Source organism: Scandinavium lactucae, from assembly GCF_033843265.1.
Lineage (GTDB): Bacteria > Pseudomonadota > Gammaproteobacteria > Enterobacterales > Enterobacteriaceae > Scandinavium > Scandinavium lactucae.
Genome location: NZ_JAWXRD010000029.1, coordinates 92119 through 109442, shown reverse-complemented (window position 1 = coordinate 109442; position 17324 = coordinate 92119). Strand labels below are relative to the sequence as shown.

The window sequence follows — 17324 nt, the reverse complement described above, 5'->3', positions numbered from 1 at the left end:
TGGCTCCTTAAAACAGAAAATAGCGTTGTGCCATCGGCAGGACGTCAGCCGGTTCACTGGTGATCAGTTTGCCGTCGACCCGGACTTCATAAGTCTGCGCGTCGACGGTGATATTCGGCTGCAGGCTGTTGTGGATCATGTCGGCCTTCTTCACCGTTCGGCAGCCTTTCGCCACTGCGACCTGGCTCTTTAAGCCCAGCGTTTGCGGTACCTGGTTATCGAGCGCCGCCTGGGATAAAAATGTCAGGCGGCAGTGGTGTCGCGCCGCCCCAAGCGCGCCAAACATTGGCCGGTAATGCACCGGTTGCGGGGTCGGGATGGAAGCATTGATATCGCCCATTGGGGCCATGACGATCATGCCGCCTTTGACGATCGCGGCCGGTTTCACACCAAAAAAGGCCGGTGACCACAGCACCAGATCCGCCATTTTTCCCGCTTCGACAGATCCGACTTCATGGGCGATACCGTGGGTCAGCGCTGGGTTGATGGTGTATTTGGCGATATAACGCTTCACGCGGACGTTGTCGTTATCACCCTGTTCCTCAGCCAGTGCGCCGCGCTGCACCTTCATACGATGCGCCACCTGCCAGGTGCGTAAAATCACTTCGCCCACGCGGCCCATGGCCTGCGAGTCTGATGAGGTCAGGGAAAATGCGCCGATATCATGCAGCACGTCTTCGGCGGCGATGGTTTCCCGACGGATGCGCGATTCGGCAAAGGCTACGTCTTCGGCGATATCCGGCGACAGGTGATGGCAAACCATCAGCATATCGAGGTGCTCGTCGATGGTGTTGATGGTGTAAGGCAGCGTCGGATTGGTTGAAGAGGGCAGAATATTTGGCTGTGCACAGGCGGTGATGATATCCGGGGCATGGCCGCCACCCGCACCTTCAGTGTGGAAAGTGTGGATGGTGCGACCTCCGATCGCCGCCAGAGTGTCCTCGACAAAACCCGATTCGTTCAGGGTATCGCTGTGCAGCGCCACCTGAATATCCATCTCTTCGGCGACGGTCAATGCGCAGTCGATAGCGGCGGGCGTTGCGCCCCAATCTTCATGAATTTTCAGGCCAATCACTCCAGCGGCTACCTGTTCGCGCAGGGTGTCGGGGTTGGAGCCGTTGCCTTTGCCCAGCAGGCCGATGTTCACCGGCAGGCTGTCGATGGCCTGTAGCATCCTGCTGATGTACCACGGCCCCGGCGTACAGGTGGTCGCGTTGGTGCCTGCCGCCGGGCCGGTGCCCCCGCCAATCATGGTGGTGACGCCGGAGACCAGCGCTTCTTCCGCCTGCTGCGGGCAAATCCAGTGAATGTGGGTATCAACACCGCCCGCGGTGACTATCTTACCTTCGGCGGCGATCACTTCGGTGCCGACGCCAATCGGGATGGTGACGTTGGGTTGAATATCCGGATTACCCGCTTTGCCGACGGCGAAGATCCGCCCGTCCTTCACGCCGATATCCGCTTTGACAATCCCCCAGTGATCGACGATCAGCGCGTTGGTCAGGACCAGATCGACGCAGTCATCGCTCAGCATTTGCCCCTGGCCCATGCCGTCGCGGATAACCTTCCCGCCGCCGAATTTGACCTCTTCGCCGTAGGTGGTGAAATCGTCTTCCACCTCAATCCACAACTCGGTGTCGGCAAGCCGCACTTTGTCGCCGGTGGTCGGGCCGAACATATCGGCATAGGCCTGACGCGAAATCTCACTCATGGTTTCGCCTCCAGCTCACCCATCACCGCTGCACGGAAACCAAAAATGCGTTTATCGCCCGCGACCGCCACCAGTTCGACTTCACGCTTTTGCCCTGGCTCGAAGCGCACGGCGGTGCCCGCCGCAATGTTCAGGCGAAAGCCTTTGCAAGGTTCTCTATCGAATTTCAGGGCCGGGTTCACTTCGTAAAAGTGGTAATGCGATCCGACCTGAATCGGGCGATCGCCGTGGTTTTCGACCACCGTTTTGTGCGTTTCGCGGCCCACATTGAGGGCGATGTTACCGTTCTGGATTTTATATTCACCGGGGATCATGGTGGCGTCCTTAGAGTATCGGATTATGCACGGTGACGAGTTTGGAGCCGTCCGGGAAGGTGGCCTCGACCTGAATGTCGGGGATCATCTCAGGCACGCCTTCCATGACTTGTTCGCGGGTAAGCACATGGCGACCGTCCTCCATCAGCGAGGCCACGCTTTTGCCGTCGCGAGCGCCCTCCATGATGAAGGCGCTGATTAAGGCCACCGATTCGGGATAATTGAGCTTCACCCCACGGGCGAGGCGGCGCTCTGCCACCAGGGCAGCGGTAAACAGCAGCAGCTTGTCTTTTTCTCGGGGCGTCAGTTCCATAGCGTTCTCTCAGGTCAGCCAGATTCGGGGAAGCAAAGGGGATTTGTTCAGCAGCTGCGGGCGCAGCGCCTGCCAGATGTCGCGCATGGCGCGCTGGCAAATCAGGTTGTCGAGCGACAAAAAGCGCACCGTCAGCAGGCCGTCGGTCAGCGTGGCCCCGGCAAAGGTGTCGAGTGGGACCAGTTGGTCGCGCACCGCATCGAGCATCGTTTCGTCGCCGGGATAAAACAGCAGGCTGCCGACCCACGGCTGTTCAGCCACGCCGCTCAGGTTGCCGTCGCGCAGGTGCAGCCGTTCAATCAGCAGCGGCGTGCCGTCTTTCCAGACCTCAAGTCGATTGCAGATTTCGCCGTGGCTAAACGTTTCGCCCATCACCGGGCGGCCCAGACAAAAAAGTTCCCACGCCAGCAGACGGGCACCTTCCTGCAAATGGAATACGCTGTGTAGTGCGGCCTTGGCCCCGGGAAAGAAGATGGTGTCCTGCGGGAGCCATTCGAGAATGGCGTTGGATGCGAGGTCGAAACGCTGGCTCAGGCGAGCCTGCGGCCCGTGGCTGCGGTAAAACTTACTGGCACCGGGCATGGTAATCAGCGTGTGACAGTTGGCTTCGAGGGTGACGGCGATATCAAGTTCATCACCGCCGACAATACCGCCGGGCGGATGTAACAGATACAGATGACAGGTGTCGCCTTCGGGGTAAAAGGGACGTTGAACGGTCAACGGGCCAGAGTGGCGAGCGGAGGCCAAAACCGTTTTTACCGGCGTGCGGCGGAACAGCAGGGCCAGCGTAGCGTGCCAGCCTTTTTTTTCACTCTCCGGTTCTGCGCCAGACAACGCGGCACCTCTGCAATAGCGTGATTAATCAGACGCTAATGAGTATGGATCACTCTGCAAAGTTCGCGGTCATAGGAAAGGCTTATGATGCTATTCCTGCAGTTTTTTCTTTTTGCGCAGGCGCGACCAGATTTTGGTTTCCTGACGACGCCATAAGCGCTGGATATTATCGTGGTGGCGCAGCAGGATCAGACAGGAGAGCATCGACACAGGGAAGGTGTACTGCGGTTTGAACCACCAGACGTAAAATGGTGCCACCAGCGCGCTGACAATCGCGCCCAGCGACGAATAGCCGCTCAGCAGAATGGTTAACAGCCAGGTGCCGGCCATCACGCCGGTGAGGTCGAGGCCAATCGGTGCAATCGCCCCGAATGCCGTCGCCACGCCTTTGCCGCCGCGAAAGCCGAAGAAGACGGGCCAGATGTGACCGATGCAGGCTGCGATCCCGACGAGGCCAAGCCAGAACGGGGTGAACCCCAGCGCCCAGGCACCCCAGGTCGGCAACATGCCTTTGAGGATGTCGAAGATCAGTACAGCTACGGCTGCTCCCTTGCCGCCAATTCGTAAAACGTTGGTCGCTCCGGGGTTACCGGAACCGCTCAGGCGTGGGTCAGGCAGACCCGCGATGCGGCAGACCAGAATGGCGCTGGAAATTGAGCCGCAAAGGTAGGCGAGGATAACCATTCCAGGCTCGATTGCACTCATAACGCTGTTCCGTTTTGAAAATGTATCGGTATTCTCTTCATCTGTGGATAATACGCATATTTTGCCGGAAGTGGTATCCGGCAAGGGCAAAAAGCAGGCAGGTCGTGATGGATATTGTATTTATAGAGCAACTTTCGGTAATCACCACTATCGGTGTTTACGACTGGGAACAGACCATCGAACAGAAGCTGGTGTTCGATATCGAAATGGCGTGGGATAACCGAAAATCCGCAGCCAGTGACAACGTTGAGGACTGTCTCAGCTATGCGGATATCAGCGAGGCGGTGATCGCCCACGTTGAAGGCGGGCGTTTCGCGTTGGTGGAGCGGGTGGCCGAAGAGGTCGCTGACATTTTACTGGCGCGTTTTAACTCGCCATGGGTGCGGATCAAACTCAGCAAACCGGGGGCGGTGGCGCGTGCGGCGAACGTTGGTGTCATCATTGAGCGTGGCGCTAATCCGAAAGCGTAAGAATAAATTCATTTTAGTTAAACGAAGTGCCGATAGTTATGTCTTAAAGCTGGATTCATTTTACAGCTTCTTTTTTCTTGATTATTTAAGGGTTTATTGATGAGCGATATGCACTCGCTGCTGGTAGCGGCCATCCTGGGTGTTGTCGAAGGACTGACTGAGTTTTTACCCGTTTCCAGTACCGGCCACATGATTATCGTCGGCCACCTGCTGGGTTTTGAAGGCGACAAGGCCAATACCTTTGAAGTGGTTATCCAGTTAGGATCGATCCTCGCGGTGGTGGTGATGTTCTGGCGTCGTCTGTTTGGTCTGATCGGCATTCACTTTGGTCGGCCACCGGTACATGAAGGTGAAGGCTCCGGTCGCCTGACGCTGATCCACGTATTGCTGGCAATGATCCCGGCGGTGGTACTTGGGCTGGTGTTGCACGATGCCATCAAAGCGCTGTTCAACCCGGTGAACGTGATGTATGCGCTGATTGTCGGCGGCGTGCTGCTGATTGTGGCCGAAATCTGTAAACCGAAAGAGCCACGCACCGTGGGTCTGGATGACATGACTTACGGTCAGGCGTTTCTGGTTGGCTGCTTCCAGTGTCTGGCGCTGTGGCCCGGCTTTTCCCGCTCCGGTGCAACCATCGCGGGCGGCATGCTGCTCGGAATTAGTCGTTATGCTGCGGCAGAGTTTTCCTTCCTGCTGGCAGTGCCGATGATGATGGGTGCCACGGCGCTCGATATTTATAAGAGCATCGGTTTCCTGACCACGTCAGATATCCCGATGTTTGCCGTCGGTTTCGTAACCGCGTTTATCGTAGCGCTGATTGCGATTAAAACTTTCCTGCACATTATTAAGCGTATTACGTTTATTCCGTTTGCTATCTATCGCTTTATCGTTGCGGCAGCGGTTTATGCGGTATTTATGTAAATATAAACGCTGATGATAAATAAAGAAAAGCTTCGCTTCGGCGAGGCTTTTTTGTTTTATACATCATCCTTATGAATGATTGAGAGTAAATCATAGATTTGAATACATTATTTTTTCTAACGTTTACTAAGTGGGTTATTAATTCGAATTATGTAATTAAGTTCTGAGCATGGCGCGTTAATGCTATTTTGAGGTGCATTTTCTTTATGCACTTTCTTGTTAACAATGAATTTATGGATAAATTCGGAGCCTACTTATGCGCTTGAATAAATTAACCACGGCGATTCTTTTTTCCGCCGTTGGATTCCCAATGCTATCGTCTGCCGCGACCGTCACGGCAAACGATCAGACGAATACCTTCTCCGGTCTCGATTATTCGATGATGATCTCCAAAGATGGAGGTCATACCTGGGCTGCGTATACCAATGCATCACAAAATAACTTCCCAGGCAGCGTTTTAGCCCAAGTTGCGGCTAAACAGGAACTGGCGATTATCTCCGAAGAATACGACCCGAACCGTACCTATAAAGGCGGAGATACCGTGCGTTTCCTCGGATATTACTGGACCGCACAATGGTGGGTTGATCAGGGCGTCAGCCCGGGCACTGACCCGGTTTGGGTATCTGGCGATTCAACGGCCATCAAGCCTTACGCGACCTTCCAGTTCACGCCATTTAGCGGCCAGGCAGCTATCGATCTACAGAACCGTGAAAAGGCCAACGTGGCCGCACAGCGTAAAGTGATTGGCTACTTCCCGGAATGGGGTGTGTATGAAGCCCATAACTTCTTTACCCCCGACAAAGTGGACTACTCCGGCCTGACCCACCTTAATTACGGTTTTGCAGTGGTAAAAGACGGTGTGGTCACCATGCATGACACCGACAAAGCACCAGGCCTTATCAAAGATCTGGAAAAGCGTACTGACGCGGCTAACGTGGCGCATATGATTTCCGTCGGTGGCTGGAATAACTCTCAGGAAGGCGTCTTCGAAGCAGCAACCGCCACGGATGCAGGCACAGAGAAACTGGCTAACAGTATGGTCAGTTATATGAAGCAGTGGCATTTCGACGGCGTGGATATTGACTGGGAATACCCGGATACCGAAGCCGAGAAAGCGCAGTTCACTAAGCTTATCCAGTCGCTGCGTACCAAACTGGATGCACAGGGCCTGAAGGATGATAAGTATTATCAACTTTCTGCAGCGGTCACCACTAACCACAACAATATCCAGTACATCAACCCGACCGTAACGTCGGCGTTAATGGATAGCGTGAACGTGATGGCCTATGACATCCACGGCGCATTCGAGCCGTTAACCGGTCATAACGCGCCGCTGTTTGAAAACAGCCGTGATGAAGATAAAGAACTGAACGTCGCTGACACCATGAAGGCCTACGCCGAAACCTGGAAAGTGCCGAAAGCTAAGCTGATGATGGGGATCCCATATTATGGCCGTGGCTGGGGCCATGTCCCGGGCACAGAACTTATTCCTGGTTTGCCGGGTATGTTTAACACCGGTGCGGCAACCGTGAAAGGTGCATGGGATGATGCTAAAGACTTCACTGGCACCAATCCGTGGTATGTGCTGAAGCAGAAGCTGGCAAGCGGCGAATATACACGTTACTGGGATTCAGAGTCCCACGTGCCGTATCTCTACAGCAAAACCAAACAAGAATTCCTGACCTATGACGATCCGCAGTCTATTGATGAAAAAGTAGATTACATTCTCGATCAGGGCTTTGGGGGCGCGATCCTTTGGGACATCAGCGGCGATACTCCGGAACATGAACTGGGGAATATCGTTAAAGAAGTGAAAAACACACCGCTGCCAGATGGTTCCGATGTGCCGGTACCACCAGATGTCGATCCGATTATTGATAAGACCGACCTGAAGGGTATTGTGGTCAATTTGTACAATGGTCAAACAAATGTTGTGATGAACCTTGATGCAAATAAGTTCAAGAGTGGTTACAAATTTACGGCCTCTGCCGACGGGAAATATCTGTTTGGGTCCGAAGGTGCTTCTGCTTACTACAGCTACGTAGGCCGCTTTGGCAAAGAAGTTTCTCTGCGATCTAACTTTGACGTCAAAAGCCGCCTGAAAGCAGGTACGGTCATCACAGTAACGCGTGAGTATCCTAATAAAGCTGTATTGGGCGAACTGATTGTGACGCAGGATATGCTTGACGGTAAAAACCCGGTTATTTCTGATGGCACTGTGAAGTCAATTAGCGTGTCGAAAATTAACAACGTACCGTATGTTTTCGTTGATTTTGATAAAGCAAAACTTCACAGTGCGGACGGTTCCTCTTATGTTGCTAAAGTCATTGATGACAATAAGTTAAAAGGTAACTATATTTTCAACTGCGATAATGGCAAATGTGCATATAGCACTGCGACTGAAGATAGCACCGTTACACACGTTAAGTCTGATGAGAAAGATATCTCTCTCGGTGAAACCGTTGTCATTGAACGTATTTCACCTAATCCGGCGACCATCGCCAAAATCGTCGTTAACAGCTTTGAACCAGAGCCGCAGCCAGAACCTCAGCCACAGCCAACGCCTGTAACTGGTCTTAAAGCCACACTGTTCCAGAATGGTGGTTTAACGGGCGATAGCCTGGATATCACGGGTGACATCGCATGCTTAACTGGTGTGAAGATGAAAAACGGTTTTAATGCTGATAACGAAGTGTCGTCCTTATCACTGCCAAAAGGTTCGTTGGGGGTACGTTTATTCACTGACTGTCAGTTCAAAGGAACTGATGCCCTGTATACAGGTCAAATTCAATCTAAATTTGATATGACCAAGCCAGGTTCCGTAATGAATAAAGCAGTATCATCTGTTCAGGTCGTTAAGGCGGTTGGTTGGGACGGTCCCGCTTATGGTGGTCAGATGGTGGAAATTATGGGGGATACTCCAGTGCTCGATGGGGGTTATAAACATTGGGAGTATATGCCTGATTTCGGTAGGAAGATGTCCTCGATAAAGGTTGCTGAGGGATATACCGCCCGTGTGTATGCTGATCGAGACTATCAGGGGGCTTATATTGATGTGAAGTCAGGTGAACAGATTCCCAATCTATCGAAATTGTCATTTGATAACAAAGCCCTTTCAATAAAATTCTTCATCGATAAAGCCAAGTAATCTTCCATGAACGGCTTTTGACAGTGTCATGTTAAGTCAAATGTAAGCCTTAAATCGCCTTTATCCCTGTGGGTAAAGGCGATTTTCTTATGCATTAACGTACTTGCTACCGATCGCAGTTCAACCCTTTCTCATGTTTCCAGGCATTCACGGCAGTAACGCGTCTTCGCGTCAGTTCTTCCCGCACGTCAGGGCCTTTAAATCCGGCCTCGATCACCGGTTTGGTCGGTACGGATTTTGCCACATCCCATGCTTCGCGCAATAAACGTCCCTGCGGATAATCGCAGGCTTCAAACCCGGTGCGTCCGCGCACGTCGGCCTCACTGGTCAAGGCCAGTTGTTCCACACGCTGCGGCTTACGCCACGCATCGATGGAATCGAACAGCGTTACAATGGTGGCAGGTTTCAATAGTGGGAAGGTATGGATCAGGTCATGAAACTCGGCAACCAGTTTCGCCAAATCCCGCATCTCGTTGGGCACACGCAGTCGCGCGCAAAGCTCTTCTACCAATTTCACGCCTGCCAGACCATGTCCGTGATGGCGGGGCCACAGGGCTTTTGGCGTCAGGGCTTTGCCTAAATCGTGGCACAGAGTGGCGAAACGCACGTCAATGGCGGGGGTTAACATCGCCGCCATGCTCAGAGTCATCAGCGTATGCACCCCGGTGTCGATTTCTGGGTGCCATTTGGCAGGTGCAGGCACGCCGTACAGGGCGTCAATTTCCGGAAACAGCACCTTCAGAGCACCGCAATCGCGTAGGGTCTGGAAGAAAACCTGCGGGTTACGAGTGCCAAGTGCGCTTTCCGTTTCCTTCCACACGCGTTCGGGGGTGAGGTGTTCCAGTTCGCCTGCGTCGGTCATCGCCCGCATCAGCGCCATCGTCTCATCGGCAATACGGAAGCTTAAATGCGCATAGCGGGCGGCAAAGCGGGCGACGCGCAGCACGCGCAGCGGATCTTCGCTAAACGCTGGTGAGACGTGGCGCAGCACGCGGTTTTGCACATCCTGCTGGCCGTGATACGGGTCGATAATTTGGCCATTATCATCCTGTGCAAGGGCGTTAACCGTCAGATCACGACGCAGCAAATCCTGTTCCAGCGTGACGTCCGGAGCCGCATAACAGGTAAAGCCGGTGTAACCCGAGCCGGATTTCCGTTCGGTGCGCGCGAGGGCATATTCTTCGTGGGTTTTGGGATGGAGAAAAACGGGAAAATCGCGGCCCACCTGCTGGTAACCCGCGTCGAGCATTTGCTGCGGTGTGGCACCGACAACGACCCAATCTTTGTCTTTGACCGGCAGGCCTAACAACGCATCGCGAACTGCACCACCGACCAGATATGTCTTCACGCCAACTCTCTCCTCACTCTGTTTATCTGATGATAATACGGAAGTGTAGAAGAGATGGCTAATCGGGCGGTGGTGAAGCCGTTAGTTCATCCAGCGATCGTTGCGTTTACGGCTTGGTACCAGACGCGGCAGAACCAGACCGAGGATCAAGCCCACACCCAGCACGCCGCCGCCATACATAAACCACTGCATGATGATGGTGCGCTGCTTGTCATCCAGCTGCAGATTGGCGGCACTCACCTTTTTCTGCGCCACGATCAGCTCGTTCTTCAGCTTCTGATTTTCATCTTTCAGCCCGTTAATCACGCTGTCGCTCTGGGCGACTTTCTTCTGCATATCCGCAGTGCGCTGATTCCAGGTGGTATCAATATTGTTCAGCTTGTCCGTCAGCGTTTTGACCTGATTTTCCAGATCGGGCACGCGCGTTTTAAAGCTTGGCTCGCTTTTCAGCTCTTTCAATGGGATCCACGCGGTGCGGCCATTGCTGTCGCGAACTTGACCGTACTGGGTGGCATCGTTGGTCTGTAGCAAGGTGACGGCTTCACCCGCGGTGACGGTGCCTGCGAGGCGATAGTTATCGCCAGGACCGCTGCGTACCCAGGTGTTCAGCTCGTCAGAGACGTAACGTGTTTCTTCAGCGTGAACCACTGCTGAAGCGCTAAGTGCAAATAAAGTTAATCCAATCAGGCGTAATTTAGGCATCAGGTCATCGTTATTGTCATAAAGTGAATCGATAGTAATGGCATCAGTCTGACGATGCCAGGCATTCTGCCGCAATCAGAATCCTCCAGGAGGACATTGCATGGCAAAGTAGCGCGAAATACACTCTACTGACAAAAAAGATGCGCGGAAGTTCGGCGTAACGTTCAATCCAGGCAACGCAACCATAAGAAATCAGTCATGGATCAGGAAATTGAATTGAAATTCATCGTTGAGCAGCACGGCGTCGACACCCTGCGCCGACAGCTTAACGCCCTCTCTGCCGAACACATTCCGGCTTCTCAACTGCTCAATATCTACTACGAAACCGCCGACAACTGGCTGCGTCGTCACGACATGGGCCTGCGCATTCGCGGTCACAACGGCCGCTTTGAAATGACGATGAAAATCGCGGGTAAAGTGGTGGGCGGCTTACATCAGCGTCCTGAATACAATATCGATATTGATAAAGCCGAACTGGCGCTGGAGAAACTGCCCGCTGAAGTGTGGCCGGAAGGTAAACTGCCGCCCGCGCTGGCCTCTGAAGTGCAACCGCTATTCAGCACCGATTTTTACCGGGAAAAGTGGCTGGTTAACCATAACCAAAGCCGGATCGAGCTGGCGCTGGATTTAGGCGACGTCAAAGCCGGGGGCCATCAGGAGCCGATTTGCGAGCTGGAACTGGAGCTACTGCACGGTCAGGTTGACGATATCCTGGAATTGGCAGAACAGCTGCTGACGGCAGGCGTGCTGCGTCAGGGAAGTCTGAGCAAAGCGGCGCGTGGCTATCATCTGGCGGCGGGCAACACCGAACGTAGCGTGAAAAAAGCGGCGTTCACCGGCAACGATAACGCCAGTCTCGAAGCGGCGCTGGCGCACTGGCAGTATCACGAAGAGCTGTGGCTGCGCGGAAATGATGCCGCGAAAGCCGAAGTTCTGAAGGCGGTAGCCTTCATTCACACCAGCCTGCAACGTGAACACGAGATGGCGGCCGTTCAGATGGCGCAAATTGGGGAAGCCATTTCTGCTGCCGCCAGTGCCAAAGAGGCGGCGTTCAAACCGCAGATTGCGCAGGCCAAGCTGATGCTGACGGCCTTCCTGGTTACCGGACGATAGCGAGCAGGAGAGGGCGATATGACACCGTTTTCTTTGCAGTTACAGCAGCACTGGCAGACGGTAGTCGACCGCCTGCCGCCCGATTTCTCGTCCGCATCGCTCAGCCCACAGGCGCAGGCGGCGATGACCTTCAGCGATTTTATTAGCCAAAGTCTGGCCGCGTATCCTGACTGGCTGAGCGAACTGGAAACCAGCCCACCGCAGGCCGATGAATGGCAGCATTACGCCGCCTGGTTGCAGGCGGCGCTGGCCGACGTTCGCGATGAAAACAGCCTGATGCGCGAATTACGCTTGTTCCGCCGCCGGGTGATGGTGCGCATTGCCTGGGCGCAGGCGCTGTCGCAGGTCTCTACCGAAAGCAGTTTGCAGCAGCTAAGTCATTTGGCGGAAACGCTGATTGTCGCCACCCGCGACTGGCTGTATGACGCCTGCTGCCGCGAATGGGGCACGCCGTGCAACGCCGAGGGCAAACCGCAGCCGTTGCTGATTTTAGGCATGGGCAAACTCGGTGGCGGCGAGCTGAATTTCTCCTCCGATATCGATCTGATATTTGCCTGGCCAGAACACGGATCGACCCAGGGCGGACGACGTGAACTCGACAATGCCCAGTTTTTTACTCGCCTCGGGCAACGGCTGATCAAAGCGCTGGATCAGCCGACGATGGACGGCTTCGTCTATCGCGTCGACATGCGCCTGCGTCCGTTTGGCGAAAGCGGCCCGCTGGTGCTGAGCTTCGCCGCGCTGGAAGATTACTATCAGGAGCAGGGCCGCGACTGGGAACGCTACGCGATGGTGAAGGCGCGGATCATGGGCGATCGCGAGGGCGTCTATGTCGATGAGCTGCGCGCCACGCTGCGCCCGTTCGTGTTCCGCCGCTATATCGATTTCAGCGTGATCCAATCGCTGCGTAACATGAAGGGCATGATTGCCCGCGAAGTGCGTCGCCGGGGCCTGAAAGACAATATCAAGCTCGGGGCGGGCGGCATTCGTGAAATTGAATTTATCGTACAGGTCTTCCAATTAATCCGCGGTGGTCGCGAGCCCACTTTGCAGGGGCGTTCGTTGCTGCCGACGCTGGACGCCATTGATGCGCTGCATCTGCTGCCGGAAGGTGAGGCGCAACAGCTGCACGATGCCTATCTGTTTTTACGCCGTCTGGAAAACCTGCTGCAAAGCATTAATGATGAACAGACGCAAACCCTGCCGCAGGATGAACTCAACCGCGCGCGTCTGGCATGGGGGATGGGGTTCGCCGACTGGGAAACGCTGGCGCAGGCGCTGGAAGAGCAGATGACCCGCGTACGGCAGATTTTTAACGCCCTGATTGGCGATGACGAAGAAACGTCGGCGGATGAACAGCTTTCTGAGCACTGGCGCGAGCTGTGGCAGGACGCATTGCAGGAAGACGACACCCTGCCGGGACTGGCGCATCTGAGCGACAGCGCCCGTCATCAGGTCCTGACGCTGGTGGCCGATTTCCGCAAAGAGCTCGACCGACGCACTATCGGGCCGCGTGGACGTCAGGTGCTGGATTCGTTAATGCCGCATTTGCTGAGCGATGTGTGCAGCCGGGAAGATGCCCCGGTGCCGCTGGCGCGCATTATTCCTCTGTTGACCGGGATCGTCACGCGCACGACGTATCTCGAACTGCTGAGTGAGTTCCCCGGCGCGCTCAAGCATTTGATTCGCCTCTGTGCCGCCTCGCCGATGGTGGCTACCCAGCTGGCGCGCTATCCGCTTCTGCTGGATGAACTGCTCGATCCGAATACGCTGTATCAACCCACAGCCACCGACGCCTATCGCGATGAGTTGCGTCAGTATCTGCTGCGCGTACCGGAAGAAGATGAAGAGCAGCAGCTCGAAGCGCTGCGTCAGTTTAAGCAGGCGCAACTGCTGCGCGTGGCGGCGGCGGATATCGCCGGAACGCTGCCGGTAATGAAAGTGAGCGATCACTTAACCTGGCTGGCGGAGGCGATGATCGACGCGGTGGTACAGCAGGCATGGACGCAAATGGTGGCTCGTTTTGGTCAGCCCCGCCACCTGGCAGAGCGTCAGGGACGCGGTTTTGCGGTGATCGGTTACGGCAAACTCGGCGGCTGGGAACTGGGCTACAGCTCTGACCTCGATCTCGTGTTCCTGCATGATTGCCCGCTCGACGTCATGACCGACGGCGAACGTGAAATTGACGGTCGCCAGTTCTATCTGCGTCTGGCTCAGCGCATCATGCATCTGTTCAGCACCCGAACCTCCTCGGGCATTCTGTACGAAGTGGACGCTCGCTTACGTCCGTCCGGTGCGGCGGGAATGCTTGTTACCACCACGGATTCGTTTGCCGATTATCAGCATCATGAAGCCTGGACCTGGGAACATCAGGCCCTGGTGCGTGCCCGCGTGGTGTATGGCGATCCGCAGTTGCAGGCGCAGTTTGATGCGATTCGCCGCGACATTTTGACCACTTCCCGCGAAGGCGAAAAGCTGCAAACCGACGTGCGTGAAATGCGCGAAAAAATGCGCGCGCACCTTGGGGGTAAACACCGCGATCGCTTTGATATTAAAGCCGATGAGGGCGGTATCACCGATATCGAGTTTATTACGCAATATCTGGTGTTGCGCTTCGCCCACCATAAACCGAAGCTGACGCGCTGGTCGGATAACGTGCGTATCCTCGAACTGCTGGCCCAAAACGACATTATGGACGAACAGGAAGCGCTGGCGTTGAGTCGGGCTTACACCACGCTGCGCGATGCCTTGCATCATCTGGCGTTGCAGGAAGCGCCGGGCCACGTGGCACCGGACGCTTTTGTGGCAGAACGTGAGCTGGTCATCGCCAGCTGGCGAAAGTGGCTGGTGCTGCCCTGAGATGGTATTATCGCGCGCAATTAATGAATCTTTCAGGAGTCTGGAATGAAAGTAACGCTGCCAGAGTTTGAACGTGCAGGTGTGATGGTTGTCGGTGATGTGATGCTGGACCGCTACTGGTACGGCCCAACGAGCCGCATCTCTCCGGAGGCTCCGGTCCCGGTGGTGAAGGTGGATACCATCGAAGAACGCCCTGGCGGCGCGGCTAACGTGGCAATGAACATCGCTTCGCTCGGCGCGCATTCGCGTCTGGTGGGCCTGACCGGCATCGACGATGCGGCACGTGCGCTGAGCAAAGCGCTGGCCGATGTGAACGTCAAATGCGATTTCGTTTCCGTGCCGACGCATCCGACCATTACCAAGCTGCGTGTGCTGTCACGCAATCAGCAGCTGATCCGTCTGGACTTCGAAGAAGGGTTTGCCGGGGTTGACCCGCAGCCGATGCACGAGCGCATTCAGCAGGCGCTGAGCCACATTGGAGCGCTGGTGCTCTCTGATTACGCCAAGGGCGCGCTGGAAAGCGTGCAGGAGATGATTCAACTGGCGCGTAAAGCGGGAGTTCCGGTGCTGATCGACCCGAAAGGCACCGAGTTTGAGCGGTATCGCGGCGCGACGCTGCTGACACCAAACCTGTCTGAATTTGAAGCCGTCGCCGGGAAGTGCAAAAGCGAAGCGGAAATCGTCGAGCGCGGCATGAAGGTCATCGCCGATTACGAGCTGTCCGCGTTACTGGTGACCCGTTCCGAGCAGGGGATGACCCTGTTGCAACCGGGCAAAGCGCCGCTGCATATGCCGACCCAGGCACAGGAAGTGTACGACGTGACCGGGGCCGGTGATACGGTGATTGGCGTGCTGGCGGCGACGCTGGCCGCGGGCAATTCACTCGAAGAAGCCTGCTTCTTTGCCAATGCCGCGGCGGGGGTAGTGGTTGGTAAACTTGGGACGTCGACCGTGTCGCCCATCGAGCTGGAAAATGCGGTACGCGGCCGGGCAGATACCGGTTTCGGCGTGATGAGCGAAGCCGAGCTGAAGCAGGCGGTACTCGCGGCGCGTAAGCGGGGTGAGAAAGTGGTGATGACCAACGGCGTGTTCGACATTCTGCACGCGGGCCACGTCTCTTATCTGTCCAACGCACGTAAACTCGGCGATCGTCTGATTGTCGCGGTGAACAGCGATGCCTCGACTAAGCGCCTGAAAGGAGAAACCCGTCCGGTGAACCCGCTCGATCAGCGCATGATTGTGCTTGGTGCGCTGGAATCGGTCGACTGGGTGGTCTCGTTTGAAGAGGATACGCCGCAGCGTCTGATCGCCGGAATTCTGCCAGATCTGCTGGTGAAAGGTGGGGATTATAAGCCGGATCAAATCGCGGGCAGCGAGGAAGTCTGGGCCAACGGTGGGGAAGTGATGGTGCTGAACTTTGAAGATGGCTGTTCAACCACCAACATTATCAAGCGTATTCAGAAAGACAGCAGCAAGTAACGTTGCGACTGCCTGTTGTAAGCCCGGTACGCGTCAGCGCCACCGGGCAATTCTGCATTACTCGTCTACCGGAGGAATGGCCGGAGCAGGCGTGACGGCAGTAGAGCGGCTTTCCAGGTCGCTGATACGCTGTTCCAGCAGTGCCAGCTTTTCCCGGGTGCGCAGCAGCACCTGAGTCTGCACGTCGAACTCTTCGCGGCTGACCAGATCCAGACGCGTCAGCTGAGATTGCAGCACCTGGCGGATTTTCTTCTCAACGTCATCGCCAAAATCACGCAGGCCTTTCGGCATTGACTCGTGAACCTGGCGGGCGATCTGTTCAATTTTCTTCGGATCAATCATTACGGTTTCCCTGATCTGGTCGGTTTTACAGATTATTGTAGTGCCTTATGCCGGGCCTATAAACCAGAAATGTTTGAAGCTTATGCATTGCCGCCAATAATCATTAGCGTTATAGTTATCTCGCTTATTCTCAGGGCGGGGCGAAATTCCCCACCGGCGGTAAATCAACTCAGGTTGAAAGCCCGCGAGCGCTTCAGACGCCAGTTTGAAGGTCAGCAGATCCGGTGTAATTCCGGGGCCGACGGTTAGAGTCCGGATGGGAGAGAGTAACGATCCACGGGCACGGCCCGCTCACGTTATTTTTTTGCCGCTTTGTCGGTACTCCTAAGACTGCCCTGATTCTGGTAACCATAATTTTAATGAGGTCTTTTACCATGAATCAGACGCTACTTTCCTCTTTTGGTACTGCATTAGAACGCGTTGAACACGCGTTATCCGCGCTGCGCGAAGGTCGCGGAGTGATGGTGCTCGACGATGAAAACCGCGAAAACGAAGGCGATATGATCTTTGCCGCCGAAACCATGACCGTTGAGCAGATGGCGCTGACCATTCGCCACGGCAGCGGCATCGTGTGCCTGTGCATCAACGAAGAACGCCGTAAGCAGCTCGACCTACCGATGATGGTGGAAAACAACACCAGCGCCTTCGGCACCGGTTTTACCGTGACTATCGAAGCCGCACACGGCGTGACGACCGGCGTATCTGCCGCTGACCGCGTAACCACCGTCCGCGCCGCCATTGCCGATGGCGCGAAGCCGTCAGACCTGCATCGCCCGGGCCACGTGTTCCCACTGCGTGCGCAGGCGGGTGGCGTGCTGACGCGCGGCGGCCACACCGAAGCGACTATCGATCTGGTGACCCTGGCAGGCTTCAAACCTGCAGGCGTCCTGTGTGAACTGACCAATGACGACGGTACCATGGCGCGTGCGCCGGAGTGCATCAAGTTTGCTCAGGAACACAACATGCCAGTCGTGACCATCGAAGACCTGGTAGAATACCGCCAAAAGCATGAGCGTAAGGCCAGCTAAGCTTGTCTGACGTGAAATGAACAACGCCGGGATATAT

14 protein-coding genes, 1 pseudogene and 1 riboswitch are annotated in these 17324 nt (G+C 55.4%); of the genes and pseudogenes, 7 read left to right on the top strand and 8 right to left on the bottom strand.

Going from position 1 to position 17324, the window contains the following annotated elements:
• Positions 1-7: 7 nt before the first annotated feature.
• From ureC to plsY, 5 genes are all read right to left on the bottom strand, one after another.
• Positions 8-1711 (bottom strand): urease subunit alpha, encoded by a 1704-nt coding sequence (gene ureC / locus SIK69_RS11035; RefSeq protein WP_319628681.1) that lies wholly within the window; start codon positions 1709-1711, stop codon positions 8-10.
• Positions 1708-2025: an urease subunit beta gene (locus SIK69_RS11030; RefSeq protein WP_319628680.1), complete on the bottom strand. Its 318-nt coding sequence runs from the start codon at positions 2023-2025 to the stop codon at positions 1708-1710. Before SIK69_RS11030 ends, ureC begins: the two co-directional genes overlap by 4 nt.
• Positions 2026-2035: 10 nt before the next feature.
• Complete coding sequence (locus SIK69_RS11025; RefSeq protein WP_319628679.1) at positions 2036-2338, bottom strand: urease subunit gamma; 303 nt, start codon at positions 2336-2338, stop codon at positions 2036-2038.
• 9 nt (positions 2339-2347) lie between these two features.
• A complete protein-coding gene (locus SIK69_RS11020) occupies positions 2348-3172 on the bottom strand; it encodes an urease accessory protein UreD (RefSeq protein WP_319786094.1) in 825 nt (274 codons plus the stop codon).
• A gap of 90 nt (positions 3173-3262) precedes the next feature.
• The gene (gene plsY / locus SIK69_RS11015; RefSeq protein ID WP_319786093.1) at positions 3263-3877 is read right to left on the bottom strand and encodes a glycerol-3-phosphate 1-O-acyltransferase PlsY; all 615 of its coding nucleotides are present in this window, start codon (positions 3875-3877) and stop codon (positions 3263-3265) included.
• 107 nt (positions 3878-3984) lie between these two features.
• Between plsY and folB the strand changes: the two genes are divergently transcribed.
• The 3 genes from folB to SIK69_RS11000 all read left to right on the top strand — a co-directional run bounded on the left by folB (position 3985) and on the right by SIK69_RS11000 (position 8416).
• Positions 3985-4347 (top strand): bifunctional dihydroneopterin aldolase/7,8-dihydroneopterin epimerase, encoded by a 363-nt coding sequence (gene folB, locus SIK69_RS11010; RefSeq protein WP_319628676.1) that lies wholly within the window; start codon positions 3985-3987, stop codon positions 4345-4347.
• A gap of 99 nt (positions 4348-4446) precedes the next feature.
• Entirely contained in the window at positions 4447-5268 is an 822-nt protein-coding gene (gene bacA / locus SIK69_RS11005; RefSeq protein ID WP_319628675.1) for an undecaprenyl-diphosphate phosphatase, read from the top strand.
• Positions 5269-5524: 256 nt separating this feature from the next.
• Entirely contained in the window at positions 5525-8416 is a 2892-nt protein-coding gene (locus SIK69_RS11000; RefSeq protein ID WP_319786092.1) for a glycosyl hydrolase family 18 protein, read from the top strand.
• Positions 8417-8522: 106 nt separating this feature from the next.
• Here the strand turns inward: SIK69_RS11000 and SIK69_RS10995 are convergent, their stop codons facing one another.
• Positions 8523-9764, bottom strand: a complete 1242-nt coding sequence (locus tag SIK69_RS10995) for a multifunctional CCA addition/repair protein (RefSeq protein ID WP_319786091.1) — start codon at positions 9762-9764, stop codon at positions 8523-8525.
• Between the two features lie 81 nt (positions 9765-9845).
• On the bottom strand, positions 9846-10466 hold the full coding sequence (locus tag SIK69_RS10990) for a TIGR04211 family SH3 domain-containing protein (RefSeq protein ID WP_319628768.1): 621 nt from the start codon (positions 10464-10466) through the stop codon (positions 9846-9848).
• A gap of 198 nt (positions 10467-10664) precedes the next feature.
• Here SIK69_RS10990 and SIK69_RS10985 point away from each other — a divergent pair.
• The 3 genes and pseudogenes from SIK69_RS10985 to hldE form a co-directional block, all read left to right on the top strand.
• Positions 10665-11415: pseudogene (locus tag SIK69_RS10985) on the top strand (CYTH domain-containing protein); the annotation flags it as partial.
• Between the two features lie 182 nt (positions 11416-11597).
• Positions 11598-14438 carry a bifunctional [glutamate--ammonia ligase]-adenylyl-L-tyrosine phosphorylase/[glutamate--ammonia-ligase] adenylyltransferase gene (gene glnE, locus SIK69_RS10980; RefSeq protein WP_319786090.1) on the top strand — a complete coding sequence of 947 codons (2841 nt, stop codon included), beginning with the start codon at positions 11598-11600 and terminating at the stop codon, positions 14436-14438.
• 45 nt (positions 14439-14483) lie between these two features.
• The gene (gene hldE / locus SIK69_RS10975; protein WP_319786089.1) at positions 14484-15917 is read left to right on the top strand and encodes a bifunctional D-glycero-beta-D-manno-heptose-7-phosphate kinase/D-glycero-beta-D-manno-heptose 1-phosphate adenylyltransferase HldE; all 1434 of its coding nucleotides are present in this window, start codon (positions 14484-14486) and stop codon (positions 15915-15917) included.
• 57 nt (positions 15918-15974) lie between these two features.
• On the opposite strand, the gene ubiK is transcribed toward hldE, so the two are convergent.
• Positions 15975-16259: a ubiquinone biosynthesis accessory factor UbiK gene (gene ubiK, locus SIK69_RS10970; RefSeq protein WP_319628670.1), complete on the bottom strand. Its 285-nt coding sequence runs from the start codon at positions 16257-16259 to the stop codon at positions 15975-15977.
• Between the two features lie 122 nt (positions 16260-16381).
• Positions 16382-16531: riboswitch (FMN riboswitch) on the top strand.
• A gap of 102 nt (positions 16532-16633) precedes the next feature.
• Here ubiK and ribB point away from each other — a divergent pair.
• Complete coding sequence (gene ribB, locus SIK69_RS10965; RefSeq protein WP_319628669.1) at positions 16634-17287, top strand: 3,4-dihydroxy-2-butanone-4-phosphate synthase; 654 nt, start codon at positions 16634-16636, stop codon at positions 17285-17287.
• The last annotated feature ends 37 nt before the right edge of the window (positions 17288-17324 follow it).